14 protein-coding genes are annotated in these 18,314 nt (G+C 40.5%); 2 read left to right on the top strand and 12 right to left on the bottom strand.

What is annotated here, in order from left to right; translation table 11 throughout:
* Nucleotides 1-46: 46 nt before the first annotated feature.
* Entirely contained in the window at nucleotides 47-1,711 is a 1,665-nt protein-coding gene (locus ODQ17_RS01940; RefSeq protein WP_209045009.1) for an arylsulfatase, read from the top strand.
* A 211-nt stretch (nucleotides 1,712-1,922) separates the two neighbouring features.
* Nucleotides 1,923-4,412, top strand: coding sequence for a TonB-dependent receptor (locus ODQ17_RS01935; RefSeq protein ID WP_322901379.1), 2,490 nt, complete (start codon nucleotides 1,923-1,925; stop codon nucleotides 4,410-4,412).
* Nucleotides 4,413-4,478: 66 nt separating this feature from the next.
* Here ODQ17_RS01935 and mgrA read toward each other — a convergent pair whose 3' ends face one another.
* The 12 genes from mgrA to ODQ17_RS01875 form a co-directional block, all read right to left on the bottom strand.
* Entirely contained in the window at nucleotides 4,479-5,477 is a 999-nt protein-coding gene (gene mgrA / locus ODQ17_RS01930) for an L-glyceraldehyde 3-phosphate reductase (RefSeq protein WP_322901378.1), read from the bottom strand.
* An 11-nt stretch (nucleotides 5,478-5,488) separates the two neighbouring features.
* Nucleotides 5,489-6,817 carry an LLM class flavin-dependent oxidoreductase gene (locus ODQ17_RS01925; protein ID WP_322901376.1) on the bottom strand — a complete coding sequence of 443 codons (1,329 nt, stop codon included), beginning with the start codon at nucleotides 6,815-6,817 and terminating at the stop codon, nucleotides 5,489-5,491.
* 62 nt (nucleotides 6,818-6,879) lie between these two features.
* Nucleotides 6,880-9,075 carry a TonB-dependent receptor gene (locus ODQ17_RS01920; protein WP_322901488.1) on the bottom strand — a complete coding sequence of 732 codons (2,196 nt, stop codon included), beginning with the start codon at nucleotides 9,073-9,075 and terminating at the stop codon, nucleotides 6,880-6,882.
* A gap of 128 nt (nucleotides 9,076-9,203) precedes the next feature.
* Complete coding sequence (locus ODQ17_RS01915; RefSeq protein WP_322901375.1) at nucleotides 9,204-10,271, bottom strand: ABC transporter substrate-binding protein; 1,068 nt, start codon at nucleotides 10,269-10,271, stop codon at nucleotides 9,204-9,206.
* A 50-nt stretch (nucleotides 10,272-10,321) separates the two neighbouring features.
* Nucleotides 10,322-11,230 (bottom strand): TauD/TfdA dioxygenase family protein, encoded by a 909-nt coding sequence (locus ODQ17_RS01910; protein WP_322901374.1) that lies wholly within the window; start codon nucleotides 11,228-11,230, stop codon nucleotides 10,322-10,324.
* A gap of 119 nt (nucleotides 11,231-11,349) precedes the next feature.
* Nucleotides 11,350-12,147: a Crp/Fnr family transcriptional regulator gene (locus ODQ17_RS01905; RefSeq protein ID WP_014206770.1), complete on the bottom strand. Its 798-nt coding sequence runs from the start codon at nucleotides 12,145-12,147 to the stop codon at nucleotides 11,350-11,352.
* A gap of 156 nt (nucleotides 12,148-12,303) precedes the next feature.
* A complete protein-coding gene (locus tag ODQ17_RS01900) occupies nucleotides 12,304-12,711 on the bottom strand; it encodes an ExbD/TolR family protein (protein ID WP_322901370.1) in 408 nt (135 codons plus the stop codon).
* Nucleotides 12,711-13,445 (bottom strand): MotA/TolQ/ExbB proton channel family protein, encoded by a 735-nt coding sequence (locus ODQ17_RS01895; RefSeq protein WP_005305335.1) that lies wholly within the window; start codon nucleotides 13,443-13,445, stop codon nucleotides 12,711-12,713. The genes ODQ17_RS01900 and ODQ17_RS01895 overlap by 1 nt, the downstream gene beginning before the upstream one ends.
* A gap of 36 nt (nucleotides 13,446-13,481) precedes the next feature.
* Nucleotides 13,482-14,324 carry an energy transducer TonB gene (locus ODQ17_RS01890; protein WP_322901369.1) on the bottom strand — a complete coding sequence of 281 codons (843 nt, stop codon included), beginning with the start codon at nucleotides 14,322-14,324 and terminating at the stop codon, nucleotides 13,482-13,484.
* A 12-nt stretch (nucleotides 14,325-14,336) separates the two neighbouring features.
* On the bottom strand, nucleotides 14,337-15,152 hold the full coding sequence (locus tag ODQ17_RS01885; RefSeq protein WP_322901368.1) for an ABC transporter ATP-binding protein: 816 nt from the start codon (nucleotides 15,150-15,152) through the stop codon (nucleotides 14,337-14,339).
* 9 nt (nucleotides 15,153-15,161) lie between these two features.
* The gene (locus ODQ17_RS01880) at nucleotides 15,162-16,787 is read right to left on the bottom strand and encodes an ABC transporter permease (protein WP_322901366.1); all 1,626 of its coding nucleotides are present in this window, start codon (nucleotides 16,785-16,787) and stop codon (nucleotides 15,162-15,164) included.
* A 319-nt stretch (nucleotides 16,788-17,106) separates the two neighbouring features.
* On the bottom strand, nucleotides 17,107-18,303 hold the full coding sequence (locus tag ODQ17_RS01875) for an LLM class flavin-dependent oxidoreductase (RefSeq protein ID WP_013197887.1): 1,197 nt from the start codon (nucleotides 18,301-18,303) through the stop codon (nucleotides 17,107-17,109).
* Between the last annotated feature and the right edge of the window lie 11 nt (nucleotides 18,304-18,314).

Here is an 18,314-nt window from a genome sequence, read left to right as displayed (position 1 = left end):
TTGTCATATTTACACTAAGCATTTTAGTCGCTTTGTTGGATAAAACATGACAGATGTAAATATCAAAAACCAACCTAATATTTTATTGATTGTGGCAGATGATTTAGGTTTTTCAGATTTAGGTGCTTTTGGCGGAGAAATCAATACACCTCATTTGAATGAATTAGCATTAAACGGCTTAAGACTGACTAATTTTCATACGGCATCAACCTGCTCCCCCACTCGTGCGATGTTACTTTCAGGTACTGACCATCATTTAGCTGGTTTAGGAACCATGGCAGAAGCCCTTACCCCAGAACTAGAAGGTAAAGAAGGCTACGAAGGTGTATTAAATAACAAAGTTGCCGCATTACCAGAGTTATTAAAAGATGCGGGTTACTACACCCTTATGTCTGGAAAATGGCACTTAGGTCTAAAACCAGAATATTTTCCAATTAAAAAAGGGTTTGAACGTTCTTTTGCACTATTACCTGGTGCAGCCAATCATTATCTATTTGAAGCTGATATTCCAGAAGACCAAATTCCACGCTTACTTAAGTCAACAAAAGGACTCTATGCAGAAGATGATGAGTTTTCGGAAGAACTACCTCAAGGGTTTTATTCATCCGATTATTTTACCACTCGCCTTCTAGACTTTTTACAAGATGATGAAGCACGTCAAGGACGTCCTTTTTTTGCATACTTACCTTTCTCTGCACCACACTGGCCCTTACAGGCACCTCAGGAAGATATCGATCGATATAAAGGACGTTATGCGGATGGCCCCGTCAAGCTACGTGAACAGCGCCTTGAGAAACTCAAGCAACTTCAATTGGTAGATGCAGAAACAACGATTCACCCTGTCTTAGCTAGAACTCCATTCTGGGAAAATCTTACTCAAGAGCAACGTGATAAGTCTTCAAGAATTATGGAAGTCTATGCGGCCATGGTAGATCGTATGGATCAAAACGTTGGACGTGTAGTGGAATACCTCAAAGATCGAGGGGAATTAGACAATACCATTGTTATTTTTCTATCAGACAATGGTGCAGAAGGTGCTCAACTTGAAGCTCTACCCGTCTTTGGCGGCCAACTTAATGAAATTATCGAGCAATATTACGACAACAGTATTGATAATATTGGACGAGCAAATTCATATGTTTGGTATGGAGAACATTGGGCACAAGCAGCTACCGCTCCTGCCCGTCTATATAAAGCACATACTAGCGAAGGTGGAATTAGAACAGTTTCTTTCATTCACTACGCAGGGTTTAAACGCCAAAATCAGATCAGTCACGAATTTTTGACGGTCATGGATTTACTACCAACCCTATTAGATTATTTAAATATTCAGCATCCTGGTCAGGTTTATAAAGGTCGTCAATTGGTACCACTCCGTGGTCGTTCTATCTTGCCGTATTTACAAGTACAACAAGATCACATTCACAGTGAAGATCATGTCACAGGCTGGGAGTTATTTGGTCAAAAGGCTCTGCGCAAAGGAGAATGGAAAGCACTGTTCATCCCTGCGCCAAATGGTCCAAATCGCTGGCAGCTATATAACCTTAAAGATGATAAAGGCGAAACTCAGGATTTAGCAAAACAATATCCAGAAAAGCTAGATGAATTACTCAAAGAATGGGCAACTTATGTCAAAGAAAATGGCGTGATTGAAAATGTTCAACAACGAAGATTATTACAGAATGATCAGCTAGAACCATTTGAAGCATAAAAATACCGAAGAGATTAGTCTTTAGATTGAACTAAGCCAGCACCTCATGCTGGCTTTTACATTTGCCGCCTGAACAATATTTTAAAAGGCTATGTTTAAAAAATTACTATTAAATATAAAGATAAGATCATCAAAATATAAACTTAAGTTTGTACTGATAATGACAGTGTTCAATTACATAAAAATTAAAATCATCACAAAGAAAACACAAATGGAGTCATTAATGTCAGTTCAAAAGCACACCTTTCATTTCAAGAGAAAAAGATTAGTTTTAAATAAAATCACGCAAAGTCTGTTTATTTCACTTATAGGGTGTGCAGGATATTCATCTATTGTCTATGCCGAGGACACTCCCACTACTTCAGGTACAGCGGTAACGGAAGCCAGTACGTTAAATTCACAGTCAAACAGTAAAGCAGATGATGTCATTCAGCTTGCAGATGTTATTGTGACTACTCGAAGACGTGAAGAAAAAGCACAAAATGTTCCAACACCAATTAGTATTTTAAGTGCCAAAACACTGGAAACACAAAAACTTAGTAAACTTGAAGATCTACAACAAGCCCTACCCAGCCTTAATGTTGCTTTCTTAAACCCACGTCAATCGAGTGTAGCGGTTCGAGGTTTGGGTAATAATCCAGCCAGTGATGGTTTGGAAGCTAGTGTTGGGGTCTATCTGGACAATGTTTACTTAGGTCGCCCCGGCATGGCTGTATTTGATTTATTAGATATTGCTCAACTCGAATTATTACGCGGGCCACAAGGGACATTATTTGGTAAAAATACTACGGCGGGCTTATTAAACATTAGCTCAAAACAGCCTACCTTCGACCCAGACCATTCTGCTGAAATTTCTTTTGGCTCACGCAATTATTTGCAGGCTAAAGGAACGTTTTCAGATGCTCTATCCGAAAATGTAGCAGGCCGACTCTCATTTTATAAAACCACTCAGGATGGTTTTATTGATAACACCTATAATGGTAAAGATTATAACAATACAGATCGCGAAGGTGTCCGCGGTCAAATTCTCTGGAAGCCGCAAGAGAATTTTAATTTACGTTTAATTGCAGATTACAATAAGCAAGATGATGATCAAGGCGCGATGGTGGTGTACTACGCTGGGCCAACGTTTAACAGTACCGTATATGGAAATAACTACAATCGCTACTTAGAAAATGCCACACAGTCAGGTGCCAAAAATCTTTATACCAACTGGAAAGATAAACAAATTCATTCAGATGCCCCACAACATATGTCTGTTGAACAAGGTGGTGGATCGGCAGAAGCCAATTGGTCGCTAGATAGCGGTAAAAAAATTACGTCGATTAGTGCATACCGTTTTTGGAACTTCACTCCAACCAACAGTGATTTTATTAGCTCAAATGCATTGACGAATGCCGGTGTTTCGGTTCGAGATAAACAGTACTCTCAAGAGCTACGTCTAACATCCGCTGGAAATCAAAAAGTGGATTGGGTAACTGGACTATATTACTTTCAGCAACAGTTAGACAATACGACTTTCTCTTTATATGGAGATACGGCTGACGCATTTTATCTTTATAACGTACCGAGCGTAAGAACCTTAATAGCAAATGGTCAATCGAATATTTTGAATAATCGAGACTCATATTCATATGGGACAACTGAGACAAAAAGCTCAGCACTATTTGGTCAAAGTACATGGCATGCGACACCGAAGTTAGACATCACCACAGGTGCACGAGTCACCTATGAAGATAAATCTGCCAGTATCTATAGAACCGACCCTATTGGGGGTACTCCAGTTTCGGGTTTAAGTGCGGCAGAGCGTAATTTACTAAATGCCCAGCTTGGCGCATACGATTCGGGTGAACTGAAGCAACATGGTTTAAGTTACTCTGGCTTACTGACTGGCAGCTATCGGGTAAATCCGAGCACACTGGCCTATGCAACGTATTCACACGGCGAGAAATCTGGTGGCTTTAACCTAAGCATTGGTTCTGCACCAGCAGCGGGTGCTAACTCGTTAAAGGTTGATCCTGAAAAAGCAGATAACTATGAAATTGGACTAAAACAAAATTTTCTTAATAATACCTTACAGCTCAATAGTAATATATTCTGGATTGATGTTTCTGACTATCAAACCACAAGCTATGAACAAGTGGGTAATTCTGTCGTGAGTGTATTGGCAAATGCAGGTAAAGTACGCAGCCGAGGGATTGAACTCGATGCAACCTATCAGCCTATTCGTCGTCTTACACTTAATTTTAATGGTTCGCTTAACGATACCACCTATACAGAATACAAAAACGCGCCTGCTCCATCCAATATCAGCATTCCAACAGGCGTAAATACACAAGATCTGTCTGGAGAGCGTGTATATGGCGTACCGAAATGGATTGCAAATTTCAACTTCCGTTATGACTTAGCTGAGCATAATAACTGGCAGCCTTATGTTTCAGGAAGTTATGCTTGGCGAGATTGGTCATATGGCTCTTTAGATAATAACCCGTACAGTGTCATTAAAGCCTATGGATTAACAAATGCGAGTCTAGGTGCACGACATCGTATTGGTGAAAATGAACTGGATGTTGCGCTATGGGTAAAAAACCTCACTAATGAAACCTATGTGACCAATACATGGAACTCTTCTAATGGTATTGTTCTCGCTAGTTTAGGTCAGCCTCGTACCATAGGTGCAACTGTGAAACTTAGCTTTTAATAAATAAAATGCACAGAAATTGCAGCATTGGCTCCTTCAAAACCATGCTGCAAATTTTGTATAGAGTTATGGCGTATTTAGAATAGCGTCAATCTGAGTCAACTCATCTGCACTAAACGTCGTATTTTGCAATGCTTTTAAGTTTTCGATGATCTGCTCGGGACGACTAGCACCAATGATTGTCGATGTAATCCGTTCATCACGTAAAACCCATGATAATGACAATTGAGCCAGTGTTTGGTCTCGACGCTTTGCTATTTCATTTAACTGCTGTATTTGCTGTAGCTTCAATGAAACGAGATGCTCTGACTGTAAATAACGACTACCACGCCCAATACGTGAGTCTTCAGGCACACCATTCAGATATCGTCCAGCCAATAGGCCTTGGGCCAGTGGTGAGAACGTAATTACACCAAAACCCTCTTGTTTAGCGGTCTCTGTTAAACCTTGCTCAATCTGACGTTCAAAAAAATTGTAAATCGGTTGATGCAAAGTAAGTGGAACGTGATAAGCCTGAAGCAATTCTATTAACTGTAAAGTTAACTCTGGTGTATATCCAGAAGAAATCCCCACATAGAGTGCTTTACCTTGCTGCACAATATCGGCAAGTGTCTTGGCTGTTTCTTCAAGCGGTGTTTCTGGGTCATAACGATGTGAATAAAAAATATCGACATAATCAAGCCCCAGTCGCTGTAAGCTTTGATCAAGACTAGCCATTAGGTATTTTCGGCTGCTACCACCTTGTCCATAAGGTCCAGGCCACATGTCCCAGCCTGCCTTTGTCGAAATAATGAGTTCGTCTCGATATGGCTTGAAGTCAGTTTTTAAAAAGTGCCCAATATTTTTCTCTGCACTTCCAAAAGGTGTTCCATAATTATTGGCCAGATCAAAATGATTAATTCCCTGATCAAACGCCGTGTAAAGTACCGATTTTTGTTGCTGAATTGGAGTGTCATCTCCAAAGTTATGCCAGCAACCGAGTGACAATGGTGGTAATACCAAACCACTATTTTTAATTTTACGATATTGGAATGATTGATATCGTTCTGATTTTGCGAGATACATACTTTGTCCTTTTATTCGGTAGCAGCCAAGAGGCCAAGATTTTGTCTTAATGTTTGACCTTCGTATTCTTTGCGGAATAAATTGCGCTGTTGAAGGATGGGAATAACCAGATCGACAAAGTCTCTAATTCCGTTTGATATAACGGCCGGCATAATGTTAAATCCATCTGCTGCACCACTGACGAACCACTCTTCAAGCTGGTCGGCGATATATTCTGGCGTTCCAACCAAGCAAAAATGCCCTCGTCCCGATGCAATACGTTGATAGAGCTGTTTAATGGTTAGACCCTGCTCTTGCCCGAGTGCCTGAATTAATTGCTGACGACTTTGCTGCCCTGTTTGGGTTTCAGATAAATCTAACGAAGCTAAAGGCTGATTTACATCAACACCGCTTAAGTCAAAATTGCCCAACATTCTTCCTAAAAGCCCAAGGCCAATATCATCATCAACGAGCCCATCTAAAAGCTGTTGCTGTTTCTTAGCCTCTTCATTCGTATGAGCAACAAGAACATATACGCCCGGCATGACCACTAACTCATGTTCTTGGCGATCAAAGTCTTCAAGACGTTGCTTTACATCGCTATAAAATTGCTGTGCAGCTGCTAAGTTGGATTGCGCAGTAAAAATGACATCTGCCGTACGAGCTGCTAGATTTTTGCCTCGTTCTGAACTGCCTGCCTGAACCACCACAGGGTGAGACTGTGGGCTTGGGCTAATATTGAGTGGACCTTTTACCTGAAAAATATCACCGCAATGATTGAGTGTGTGTACCTTATCTGGATTAAAGAAAATACCTCTGGCTTTATCGTGAATAGCTGCATCCTCATCCCAACTATTCCAAAGTCCTTTTACGACATCGTGAAATTCTTCAGCACGTGCATAACGATCTTGATGTTTGACATGTTCCTTTGTGCTGAAATTTTTCGCTTCAAGGGCAAAATCGGTGGTGACGAGGTTCCATCCTGCACGTCCAGCAGAAATCTGGTCTAAAGAGGCAAACTTTCTTGCGAGATGATATGGCTCATTATAGGTTGTTGTGGCTGTTCCAATGAGCCCAATATGACGGGTTTGAGTCGCAATTGCTGAAAGTAATGTGAGAGGTTCAATCTCGTTACCGCGAATTTTGCCTGATGCCGTAGTTGCTGGATCAACAGCCAAACTATCGGCAAAAAAAATAGCATCAAATTTCCCCTCTTCAGCTATTTTTGCTGCACTTAAGTAGCGTTCATAGGGGCTTAGGTTTAATTGACTCGCTGGATGTCTCCAACTGGCCAAATGATGGCCATAACCGTCTAAAAATAAATTAAGGTGAAGCTTTCTTGTAGACGAAGGATTACTCATTTTAATCAGTCCAATGGATGGGTGTACACCTCGAAAAAAACGAGGCGTACTAGACATACTTTTTAGAAATTTTTACGGAATGAAATGCCAAAATAGCGTTCATCATCTCTAGGGACTTGACGAGTAATACGGCTACCATTTGTGCTCAGTAAGGTTGCATATGATTTATCCGTTATATTTCGTACATTCAATGCCAATCGCCAGTCAGAAGCAGTATCAGCTAAAGCAATGCTTGCGTTCAAAAGTCCATATGCACCTTGAATAGTGTTTTGGTTTTGGTCGAGACTGAACTGAACTTTGCTTTGCCATGCATATTGGGTTGAAAGTTCAATTTGTTTGTTATTTGCCAGAGTAAAATAGCGATCGAGTTGGGTATTAAATTTCCAATCTGGAGAAAATGGCAGCGGCTTACCATTTACATTTGGGCATGACGTATCGGCAGCTGGACATTTGAAGTCATCAATTCGTGCATGTGTATAGGCACCTGAAAAGTTTAGTGCCCAATTTGGATTAATCTTATATACCGAATCAATTTCAGCCCCATAGGTAGAGACACTTCCTGCATTAACCAAGCGGGTTATTGGGAAACCATTTGGGTCGAGAGTTCTAAAATTTGCCTGATAGTTATCATAATCCGTGTTAAATAACGCCACATTGACGCGCAGACGATTATTCAGCCATTGAGATTTGAGACCAAGTTCGTAAGAGTTAGCCGTTTCAGGATCAATGACAGGTGTATCATTTTGCTGCATATTAAAATAAACGTTATATGCAGGACCTTTATAACCTCTCGAATAGGTAAAATAGCCCAATATATTCGGTGTAAAGTCATATTGAGGTCCAATGCGGCCTGAAACTCCAGTTTCACTGGTTGATCCATCACTGCTAAATGAAGAACGAATGGCATTTCGGACACCTACACTGCTTGGAACAGTTGAAACTCGGCTGTGATCATAAGACAACTCATCTCGAGTAAAACGTAAACCAGCAATCCATCTCAATCGATTTGTGAAATGAAAGGTACCCTCACCAAATGCAGCATAGTTGGTGCTGTCTGTGTTATAGATTGCCTTACCAAAATCTACGACATAAGCATTAGAGGCATTGTTGTACCAAGTTGACTCGCGTTGATAAGTCTCATCGTTTTTGTTCTTTGAGAAATATAGACCCGCGACATAATCAAAAAAACCATGATTGAGCGGTTTAATTCTAATCTCTTGAGAAAATTGCTTACTGTTAACATGGCCTAAATCGGCAATTCCGGCAAAATTTGGTGTCGGAGCAGCAAGCTGATCACTGTCACCAATCTGTGTGTTTTTCCATTGGCGAAAGGCCGTAATCGATGACAATTGATGATTGGTTAATGTCCAGTCTGCGGTAAGTGCTACACCCTGATTGGTATCATCAGTCGAGGCTTGAGTATTTTCAACCGTACTTCGATTGGTTGGAGATGCAACAACAGGCGATAATGCTGCTGCATAGTTGGCATCGGTATTTTTAACCACAATGCCTGTCGGAGCACTTCCTTTTTTATGCAGATAATCGGCAGTAAAGCCCAACACTAAACTATCGGTAGGCGTATATTCAAATTTGGTTCTAAAACCATAGTTTTTATAGCCATTAACATCTTGATTGGTTGTAATGTTGTCTACATTGCCATCAAAATTACCTAATAGCGCCGAGACATTGGCAGTTAATTTTTCAGGAATTAATGTACCAGATGCTCCTAGTTTAATTCGTTGCTCACTATCGTTAGTGGCATAGGCATCAATATAACCAGAGGTTTCACTGGTTGGATTTTTGGTCACAATATTGACTACACCTGCCGATGCGTTTTTACCAAAAAGTGTTCCTTGCGGACCACGTAGGACTTCAATACGATCCACATCTAACAAATCAAGTGTTGCTTGCCCCGGTCGGCTGTAAACAACGCCATCTATCACTGTTGAGACAGAAGGTTCAACACCCGGTGAAGTGGTAACAGTTCCAATACCGCGAACAAATAAAGAAGTATCCTTATTGGAAGCTCCAGCCCGAAAGTTAACACTCGGTACTTGAGTTACCAATGTTTCAAGTGAGTTTCGCTGTTGCTTATCGAGTTCCTTTCCACTAATGACTGAAACGGCAACAGGTACTTTTTGGAGTGATTCTTCACGGCGTGTTGCTGTTACTACAACGGTCTCTAACTGAGCCACATCCTCTGAAGAACGTACGGTGCTTGATACTGTTTCTGCATGAGCTTGTCCCCAAACTGACAAGATACTCAGCGAAAGCAGACTTAAATTTAAAATTTTTTGTTTAGTTACTGACGTGAACGGATCACGCGCTACATTTTTCGAATGTATCGACATTATTTACCCCATAATTAAGTTTTAAAAGACGGCGCTTATTTCACTGATTTCAAATATTCGTACTGCTGAGTTGGTTTCCAGTAGGTCTTTAAATTTGATTGTTCAAGTACTTGATTTACAAATGACGGATTAATCCAGCTTTTGACGTCAATATTTTTGCGTATCAACCCTTGTTGCGTAGCCAAAGTAATTTTTTGCTGCAATTGTTGGGTGTAATAACCATCAAATAATGGTGAATATAAAAACTTCAGATTTACACCATTGAGTTCCTGAGCATATATAGATGCCGGATAGCCAGATTGGGTAAAAAAGAGTGCGACTTGTGGTACTCGATTTTGCTCATTTGAGAGCCAATTCAGCCCTTTTACAACCTGAGTCACAACCTGTTGTGTTTCATTTGGATGTTGTCGAATAAACGATTGACGACCTAAAAACACACCTTGAGTAGATCCTGCACCATTTAACTGACGACTACTTATAGGCAAGTTAACGATGTGTTTGTCACGTAACGCAAAAAATCGAGAAGGTCCCCATGACGCATCAATTTTTTTTGCGGCCAAAGCAGCGTTGACGGCGTTAAAATCTAAATTGACCACTCGCACATCGCTGAGCTTTAAACCTTGGCTGTTTAATGCACTCACAAATGACAATTCATCTGCTGTCCCTCTTAACAAACCAACGCGTTTTCCTTTTAATTCAGCAAAATTTTTGATCGAAAGATCAGATCTTACCGCTAGATAATTGGTGATGCCGCGCGCCGTTGGAACAAGTAATTGGGTATCTAATCCATTGGCTTTACCAATGATTGGAGGTAAATCACCTAAAAAGGCAAAATCCAGTTGATTGTTGGCCAATGCTTCATTAATAGCTGGCCCAGCACCTTTAAAAAAGTGCCATTCCACTTTGACATTGTTTTTTGCAAGTTCTTGCTCAAGCCATTTTTTGTTGTAAAGCACATCAACAACTCCACCACCCGCGTGTTTCTGACCAGCAGTCAAATCGGGAGAACCAATTCGGATTGTTTTAAGGCTTTCAGCATAACTGGCATGTCCAAAAGCCAATAAGCTCAGCAAGATCAATTTTTTAAAAATTGATGGTTTCATTATATCTTCCACATTTTTATTGATAAATCAGCGTTGTATTGCTTAGACGCTTAAGACGTAGATGGCTTAATTTGCTTACTCACTTTGCCATCGATATCAACAGGAACATCGCCTGCCAACGTAACGCGTCGCATGATACGCAAGGCATTACCATAATCATTGACGGCTAAATGCTGAGTAGCACGGTTGTCCCAAATAGCGACATCACCGTCCTTCCACGTCCAGCGAATTGTGTTTTCTGGTTTAGTAATACGATCTTGAAAAATTTCAAACAGCTTGTTGGACTCTTTAGCAGTCAGACCTACAAATCGTTTAAAAAATTGACCTAAAATTAAGGTTCGTTTACCTGTTTCTGGGTGTACTCTGACCAATGGGTGTTCTGCCTCATAGACCGTTGAAGCAAAGATTTTTTGATGGCGTTTTACGACTTCATCACTTGCGGAAGGGCGAAAGCCACCATAATCAAAATCATTGGTGTGAATCGCACGGAGCTGATTGGCAAGGAGCTTTAGCGACTCTGGCAATTCATCATAGGCTGCTTCTGTGTTTGCCCATGTGGTATCGCCTCCTCGATGAGGTGTAGTTACCGCTCTTAAAATGCTGACTTTTGGATAATTTGAAACAAAAGTGACATCGGTATGCCACACGTCTGCACGACCGTCATGACGGGAATCAAGCTCAAATATATAAGTCGAACCCTCTGCCACAGGAACAGTAGGATGAGAAATAGGTTGCCCAAGCAATTCGGCAAATTTTTCTTGCTCTTGATCTGTTAGATGTTCCTGATTACGGAAAAAAATAACTTTATGTTCAAGCAATGATTGCCTAATTTGATTCAAAACCTCAGGGTTAAGGTTTGAAGATAATTCAACACCATTAATTTGTGCACCGATACGACCTGCTAAAGGAATTACATCGATTAACTCACTCACTGGTTTTCTTATTAATAAATCTGCCATATCATCGTTCTCGTCATTGATGATATGAGTTTAGAAATTCCCCCCTTTAAATTCTGCAACAAAAATTACATAGCATTTCTGCATTTATGAAAAATTATTCATAATTCGTCATAATCTTTTTAGTGAAGTAAGGCTTTTAATTTGTCGATGTCTTTGACAGAGATATGATTGTATTTTGTTTCTATAATGCCTTCTTCAACAAACCACTGAATTTCCTTTCTGATACTTTGTCTCGATATTTTTAAAAGTTCAGCTAAATTTTCTTGTGAGAGTTTTAATAAAACCTCAATACCTTTTTGAGTCTGAGTCGAAAAAAATTCGATTAAATAGATGAGCTGTCGCGCAATTTGTACCTTTAAAGGCTGCGTAGAGGTGTGATAGATATCATTGTCTAAAAGCCGTGTTCTCTGACATACCAATTTTAAAACCTGATATAGCATGCGTGAATTGTGCTGTATGGTGTGCTTAAAGATATGCTCTGGAATGGTTGCAATCACAGTTGCTTCATGTGCAACATATTCATGCTCTAAGGCAGATTCAGAAATAAGATAGACAATATTTAATAGTGCGCCTGTAGGAATAAAACGATGAATAAGATATTTCCCATCGTATGAATTCCAACCTAATTTGAGTACACCACTTAAAACAATGATCAGTTCACGACAGTCTTGATTTCTCGAATATAGCACTTGCCCTTGATAAAGATGCTTTATCTTAATTTCATTAAATAATTTCTGCTTTTCTTCAAGCGAACACGCGTCCATGAATTCACATTCTGACAGCATTTGTTCAGCCAGTTTTTTATATTCAAAGGTAATGTTGAAATCTTGATAACGATTGATATGAGTTTGATCTAATAAATCTAAAAAATGATCATAGTTATTTCTTCTTTTATCGTTATAAACAAGTGTTGTCATTCGCCATCTCACCATCAAATTGAAGCTCTAAAATAGACCATACAACCTAATCGTGAAATTCAAGTTTAATATAAATTTAGATTAAACAATTATATAAAAATCAAGATCTCAAATTTGGATCTTGATTTTCTTTTGTCTTGTTTATTTTGATAGAACTCAAGACTTAGGCGATGTAATGACTGATAGTTTATCAACGCCTACCCGTTCTATGCTGGCCAGTAACTTGGCAACCGTACCATATGGAACCGTCTCATCTGCATTCAGGTTCAGAGCCAGTTTAGGATTGGCCGCCTTACGCTTTTGAATGGCATGTTCGAAGTGTTCAAGAGTAACTTTGTCTTTATCTAGATAAATTTCCCCTTTTGGATTAACACTAATGACCACAGCCTTGGTTTGATCTGTTACCTGCGTTGGCGCAGCCTTGGGTAAGTTTACCTTAACAGTATTGGTCAGTAAGGGCGCCGTGACGATAAACACAATCAACAGAACCAACATCACGTCCACTAAAGGCGTAATGTTGATCTCGCTGACGACATCATCTTGTTCTGATGTTGAAATTGCCATTATGCATATACCTTTTCTTTATTGTGGTTATGGCTTAACTCGCTGGCTGGAGTGCTCGTATTTGTTGTTTTCGCCTTGACTGTCTTAAGCTGGAAACCTGATTTTTGGTTTAGACTGACAAAATCGGTCGCAAAGTCATCTAGTTCGGCACCGATAGTTTTTACTTTACGCACGAAATAGTTATATGCCAGTACCGCTGGAACAGCCACTGCAATCCCGATACCTGTTGCAACTAACGCTTCACCAATCGGTCCTGCAACGACATCCATACTGGCATTACCCGAATGTGCAATGGCCTGTAAAGCATGGATAATCCCAAAGACTGTACCAAATAGCCCAATGAAAGGTGCATTATTACCAATTGATGCGAGCAAGGCAGAGCCTTTTTCTAGCTGGCGACGTTCTGACAAAATTTGTTTGCGTAAATGACGCTCAAGTAAATCTTGACGACTCCAGCTATGTTGTAAATCTTGATGAGTATCGTCATCTGCATCGGCAAGTGTTTTAAAACCAGTATTTGCAATGCGTGCCACTGGTCCTTGCCCTGCTTCCGATTTTTGAATCGCATCTTGCAGATTTTTGGCACTCCAGAATTCTTCTGCAAAGGCTTTGCTTTGGCGGTTGGCTTTTTGGGTTTGAACCAGTTTAATGACAATCAAACCCCACGTCACAATTGAAAAAGCAACCAATAACCAGATAGTCCCATCATGGATCAGAGAGTTTATATCACTCATGTTAAAATTCCTTATAGATCAATATTAAGTTAAAAATTATTTTGGGAGCTGATAGTGAATAGGAACATCGACCCAACCTTCGACTGGTGTCTTCCCTTTTAAAGCTGGTGAGAATTTCCATTGTTTTACGGTTCTCACAGCTGCACTATCGAGTGTTTTTTTGCCACTGCTCTGTTTGACTGTCACGCTATCAGGGCTGCCATTTGGCAAGACTTTTACCCTTAAGATGACTGAACCTTCCCAACCTCGATCGAGAGCCTGTTCAGGATATTCAGGCGCTGGATTACTTAAATAACCCGCATAGCCTTTTGCTTCTGTAACAGGCAAGTTGTCATCAGCAGCTTTCGCAGGTGCTTCAGCGGGTTTTGAAACGGGTTGCTGAACAGGAGCCGCCACCACGTTTTTACTTAAGGGTTCCGCTACAGGTCGTGGTTGCTCTACTGCCTTATGCTGTTCAACAGGTTTAGGCTGCTCAACGTGTTTCTGTACTGGTTTTGGTGTCTCTATTTGCTTTTGTACAGGCTCAGGCTTTGGACTAACAGGCGGTATCTTTGGCTTTTGCACCACTGGAGGGATTTTGGGTTCAATCACCTTAGGTGGTTCGGGCGGTTTGACAATCTCTATCACCACAGGGTCAGGTGTTTTAACATCAAGCTGAGGTGTAGGAAGTTGTTTGGCGATATACCAGATTCCCAAATGTGCCGCAGCAACGGCGACAATCGCAATTGCTAAAGCATTCTTTTTTGGCCCAGTGGGATCATTTCCAACATCTACGTTATGGCTAAAGGGATCATTAACCGTCGTTGTATAGGTGACCTGATTGGATAATTGCTCAAATAAAAATGCTTTTCTAATCGAGCCATGACTAAATTCACTCATCAATAACTCCTATTAACCAATTTTGTCTTCGGTCAAAATCCGAAAAATCTGTTCTTTTAATTGATGCAATTCAAAACTTGAACGATTTCGAGGACGCGGCAAGTTGACGGGAATAATCTGTTCAACACGACCAGGTTTGGGTTTTAAAATCACCACACGATCTGCCAGAGTTACGGCCTCTTCCACATCATGCGTAATAAAAACAGTGGTCATTTTTTGTTGAGATTGAATGCGTAGCAATTCATTTTGCATTTGATGCCGTGTTAATGCATCTAATGCACCAAACGGTTCGTCTAACAGAAAAATGCGTGGTTGCACAACAAGACTACGTGCAATGGCTACACGTTGAGACATCCCACCAGATAGCTGATGTGGGTAGGCCTTTTCAAAGCCATTTAAACCAATTAACTCAATTGCTTTCTGAACCAGAATATCTTTATCACGTGAAGTTAACGCCTCATTTAATAAACCCAGCTCAATGTTTTGCTCAACGGTAAGCCAAGGAAATAAGCGATGTTCTTGAAAGACTACCGCTCGATCGCCGCCAATCCCGCTTACATCGGCACCATCAATTAAAATTCGACCATCAAAATCTTGATCTAGTCCTGCCAAAAGACGTAAGAGCGTAGATTTACCGCAGCCACTGCTACCTACAATCGCAATAAACTCGCCTTCCTTAATTTCTAGATTAAAGTCGTGAATGACTTTGACAGGTTGTTGATTGACGACAAAAGACTTATGAACATGGTGAAATGCCACACGTGTTTGAGCATTAGATTGAAAAGATTGGTGATGTTTTTCAGTATTTGTATTAAGGGTAGTTGTCATGATCGGACCTCAATTTTTTCGCCAAGATGTTGCGTAGTTTTCAGTTATTTTGCCCAGCCATGCCAGAATCGCCCCTAAACCAGCGACCAAAACGGTTGCTGCTATCACACGCTCCATTTCAAAGTTTTGCTGTGCTGCCATCATGTAGCTACCTATGCCAATCCCAGAGCCCATCAAGTATTCAGCTCCAAAAGATGCCATCCACGAATAGAGCAATGCCAATCGAAACCCAGCAAACATTGAAGGTGCAATGCTCGGTAAAATCAAAAGCGTTAAGCGTTGGAGCAATGTCATTCTTAAAGTGCTTGAGACTTCAACAAGCTGCATTGGAATGCTCGACATGCCTTTCCATGTCGCAATAAACATCGGAAAAAACGTCGCTATTGAAATGAAAACAATTTTTGATAAATCTTCGAGCCCAAACCAAGCTGTCAGTAGCGGAATCCAAGCAAAAATGGCAATGAGACGTAATGTGTTGAGTGTAGGTGCCAACAGATTTTCAATAGGTTTAAATAGACCCACTACAATTCCTACTGATGCCCCAATTAGCCCGCCAATAATTAAACCCAAAATTGCACGATAAAGGCTGTAATACATGGCGGTAGTGAGTGAGAAATCTTGAATACCTGACCAAAGTGCTTCTAATACTTTCCACGGCGCGGGCAAAATTTGACTCGAAATCAAGTTAAACCAACTGCTCACTGCCCAAAGCACGACTAAACTCAAAGGTAAAACCCATGACTTGAAAACATCGGATCTGTTTTTTTTGTGAAAAGTATGAGCACTCAAAGCAGCATGTGGCCAAAACACAAACTTTCGTTCAATTCGATGGAGGATAAAATCGAAAATAATTCCGACAGACGCAATAACAAAAATCGTGACAAAAACAATATCAAGCTGAAATAGCTGACGACCTGTTACCATCAAATATCCAATGCCTTCCGATGAAGCCAATAACTCAACAGCAATTAAGCTCGTCCAGCCTGCTGCAACAGCTAGTCTTAAACCCGTAAAGAAATATGGAAGTGTGGCTGGCAGTACAAGTTTTGTGAGTAAGGTTAGACGATTGAACTGTAAAATTGCTGCCATTTCTTTGAGTTTGGGTTGAATGTCACGTACCCCTGCCTGAGTGTGTAAAGCAATCGGCACCATTGTGGCCTTAAAGATTATGAAAATTTTTAAACTATTTTCGATGCCGAGCCAGATCATGAGCAAAGGCAACCAAGCCAATGTTGGGATAATGACCAACGCATAAAACGTTGCAGATAGGTATTGTTCGGCAATGCGGCTATAACCAAGTAAAACACCTAGAAATACGCCGCCTAACACACCTGACAATAAACCAAGACCAAAGCGCTCAAGGCTGATCGCAAGCTGTGACCATAGATCTTGAGATGCGATTTCAACGAAAGAATGCCATGTATCTTTTGGGGTAGGTAAAATTTGAGCAGGCATCCATTGCTCGTTTGATGCTACCCACCACAGTAAGAATAAACAAAGAGGTACAATCCAATAGATCGCAAGCGAGTTAAAATACCCAACAGAAATGAAACCTGGTTTCTTGGTACTTTTCCAGACAATGCCGGATGAGTTTTTTTGCGAAATTATTTCTTTCATATCTCGATATATATCCATACATTCTGCTGTTATAGATTTCTCAGAATGTTTAACTAAACGTATACCTGATGATCATTTATCCGTGTCATGCAGATCTAATATGAGACGTATTGTGATCATCTTTGGTGTTATGCTCTGGATGAGTGTAAAGAGAGATGTTTTGTTTAACTGTCTACACAGGTACAAAGATCAGAAAATATTTATATTTATAAATAAGAGATAAAGATAAGAATTCTTGTATAGACCTTTCATAAAAGTTCAAACGTATATAAAGAACAAAAAATTAAAAAAGCCCAACTAGCTTACTAATCAGGCTTATGTAAAGAACATTTAAACGTTAAAGCGCAATATCAAATTCTGGGCTAGCTACTGTAGGCTGTAATCGAGCACGTTGCTTTTTAAAGTGTGGAAGAACGTGTTCACCAAGACGGTATGACTCTTCAAGATGTGGATAGCCAGCAAGAAAGAATAACTCTATGCCAATGCTGTTGTATTCTTCAATACGCTCAATAATCTGTTGGTAGCTCCCTACCAAAGCAACACCAGGTGGCACACCAATATATCCAAATCCAGACCAAACATTTGGATGGATAAAAAAGTCGCTGACATTTTTACTGCCATCTTTTTCAGCGTACTCTTTTTCGAAGCTTAATACGCGCGCTGAGCGTAAACCCGCATGAGCTGCTGCCGCATGTAAACGTTGCTTTTCAGCAGCTTCATCAAGAAAGCGCTGCGCTTCTGCCAACGCTTCTTGTTCAGTACGGCGAGCAATCGTATCGATTGATAGACCAAATTTTATATTTTCACGACCATACTTTTTTGCACGAGCACGTACGTCTGCAATCAATGCGGCAATTTCTTCTGGTTTTTCAGCTCGCATTAAATAATAGTCGGCATGTTTTGCTCCAAACTCGCGAGCAGCTTCCGAAGAACCTGCTGTGCAAATAATGGGAAGACTTGCTTTATTCAGTGGATATTTTAGACCACCGCCTTCTGCCGAATAGTACTTCCCTTTATAGTGAAATGAAGGATTATTCCAATATCCTTTTACAACATCTAGAAATTCTGTAGCACGTGCATAACGTTCATCGTGAGGTAAGTCATCGCCTACTTGACGTTGGATGACTTCCGAGCCGCCATTAATAATATTCCAAACCAGTCGATTGCCCGTTGCACGCTGATAAGTTGCCGCAGTTTGTACAGCATTATATGGACTAAAATGATAGGCCTGAAATGCAGTCACAAAGTTAAGTTTTTTGGTTTCTCTTGCCAGCAATGAACATACTGTCCAAGGCTCTTCACCCGTTGGTGCGTTTACCATGAGTGCACCAGCAAAACCATTAATTTCTGCTGCCCGTGCTACCTGACTTAAGTAATCAATATAGGTAAAGTCATCACCGACTTCATAGTTCGAAACAGCTCCGGTATTTTCAACATTTTCAATATTGGCCCAATCACCGCGATTACGTGGGTCACCAGGTAAAAATTCTGTTTCGCCATGAAGTGGTAAACGTGTAAAAAATTCAATTCCCATTATTTTCTCCG

The sequence above is a fragment of the Acinetobacter sp. IRS14 genome, from assembly GCF_034650275.1.
GTDB classification, from domain to species: Bacteria; Pseudomonadota; Gammaproteobacteria; order Pseudomonadales; family Moraxellaceae; genus Acinetobacter; species Acinetobacter oleivorans.
Note: the sequence above shows the minus strand (reverse complement) of the source record. Positions and strands in the feature narration are given on the sequence as shown.

Bases quoted from the DNA above. Each gene is read 5' to 3' on its own strand.
- ODQ17_RS01900 (WP_322901370.1), bottom strand. From the start codon at position 12,711: ATGGCAATTTCAACATCAGAACAAGATGATGTCGTCAGCGAGATCAAC.
- ODQ17_RS01880 (WP_322901366.1), bottom strand. From the start codon at position 16,787: ATGGATATATATCGAGATATGAAAGAAATAATTTCGCAAAAAAACTCA.
- ODQ17_RS01910 (WP_322901374.1), bottom strand. From the start codon at position 11,230: ATGGCAGATTTATTAATAAGAAAACCAGTGAGTGAGTTAATCGATGTA.
- ODQ17_RS01935 (WP_322901379.1), top strand. From the start codon at position 1,923: ATGGAGTCATTAATGTCAGTTCAAAAGCACACCTTTCATTTCAAGAGA.
- ODQ17_RS01885 (WP_322901368.1), bottom strand. From the start codon at position 15,152: ATGACAACTACCCTTAATACAAATACTGAAAAACATCACCAATCTTTT.
- ODQ17_RS01890 (WP_322901369.1), bottom strand. From the start codon at position 14,324: ATGAGTGAATTTAGTCATGGCTCGATTAGAAAAGCATTTTTATTTGAG.
- ODQ17_RS01895 (WP_005305335.1), bottom strand. From the start codon at position 13,445: ATGAGTGATATAAACTCTCTGATCCATGATGGGACTATCTGGTTATTG.
- ODQ17_RS01875 (WP_013197887.1), bottom strand. From the start codon at position 18,303: ATGGGAATTGAATTTTTTACACGTTTACCACTTCATGGCGAAACAGAA.
- ODQ17_RS01925 (WP_322901376.1), bottom strand. From the start codon at position 6,817: ATGAGTAATCCTTCGTCTACAAGAAAGCTTCACCTTAATTTATTTTTA.
- ODQ17_RS01940 (WP_209045009.1), top strand. From the start codon at position 47: ATGACAGATGTAAATATCAAAAACCAACCTAATATTTTATTGATTGTG.
- ODQ17_RS01915 (WP_322901375.1), bottom strand. From the start codon at position 10,271: ATGAAACCATCAATTTTTAAAAAATTGATCTTGCTGAGCTTATTGGCT.
- ODQ17_RS01905 (WP_014206770.1), bottom strand. From the start codon at position 12,147: ATGACAACACTTGTTTATAACGATAAAAGAAGAAATAACTATGATCAT.
- mgrA (WP_322901378.1), bottom strand. From the start codon at position 5,477: ATGTATCTCGCAAAATCAGAACGATATCAATCATTCCAATATCGTAAA.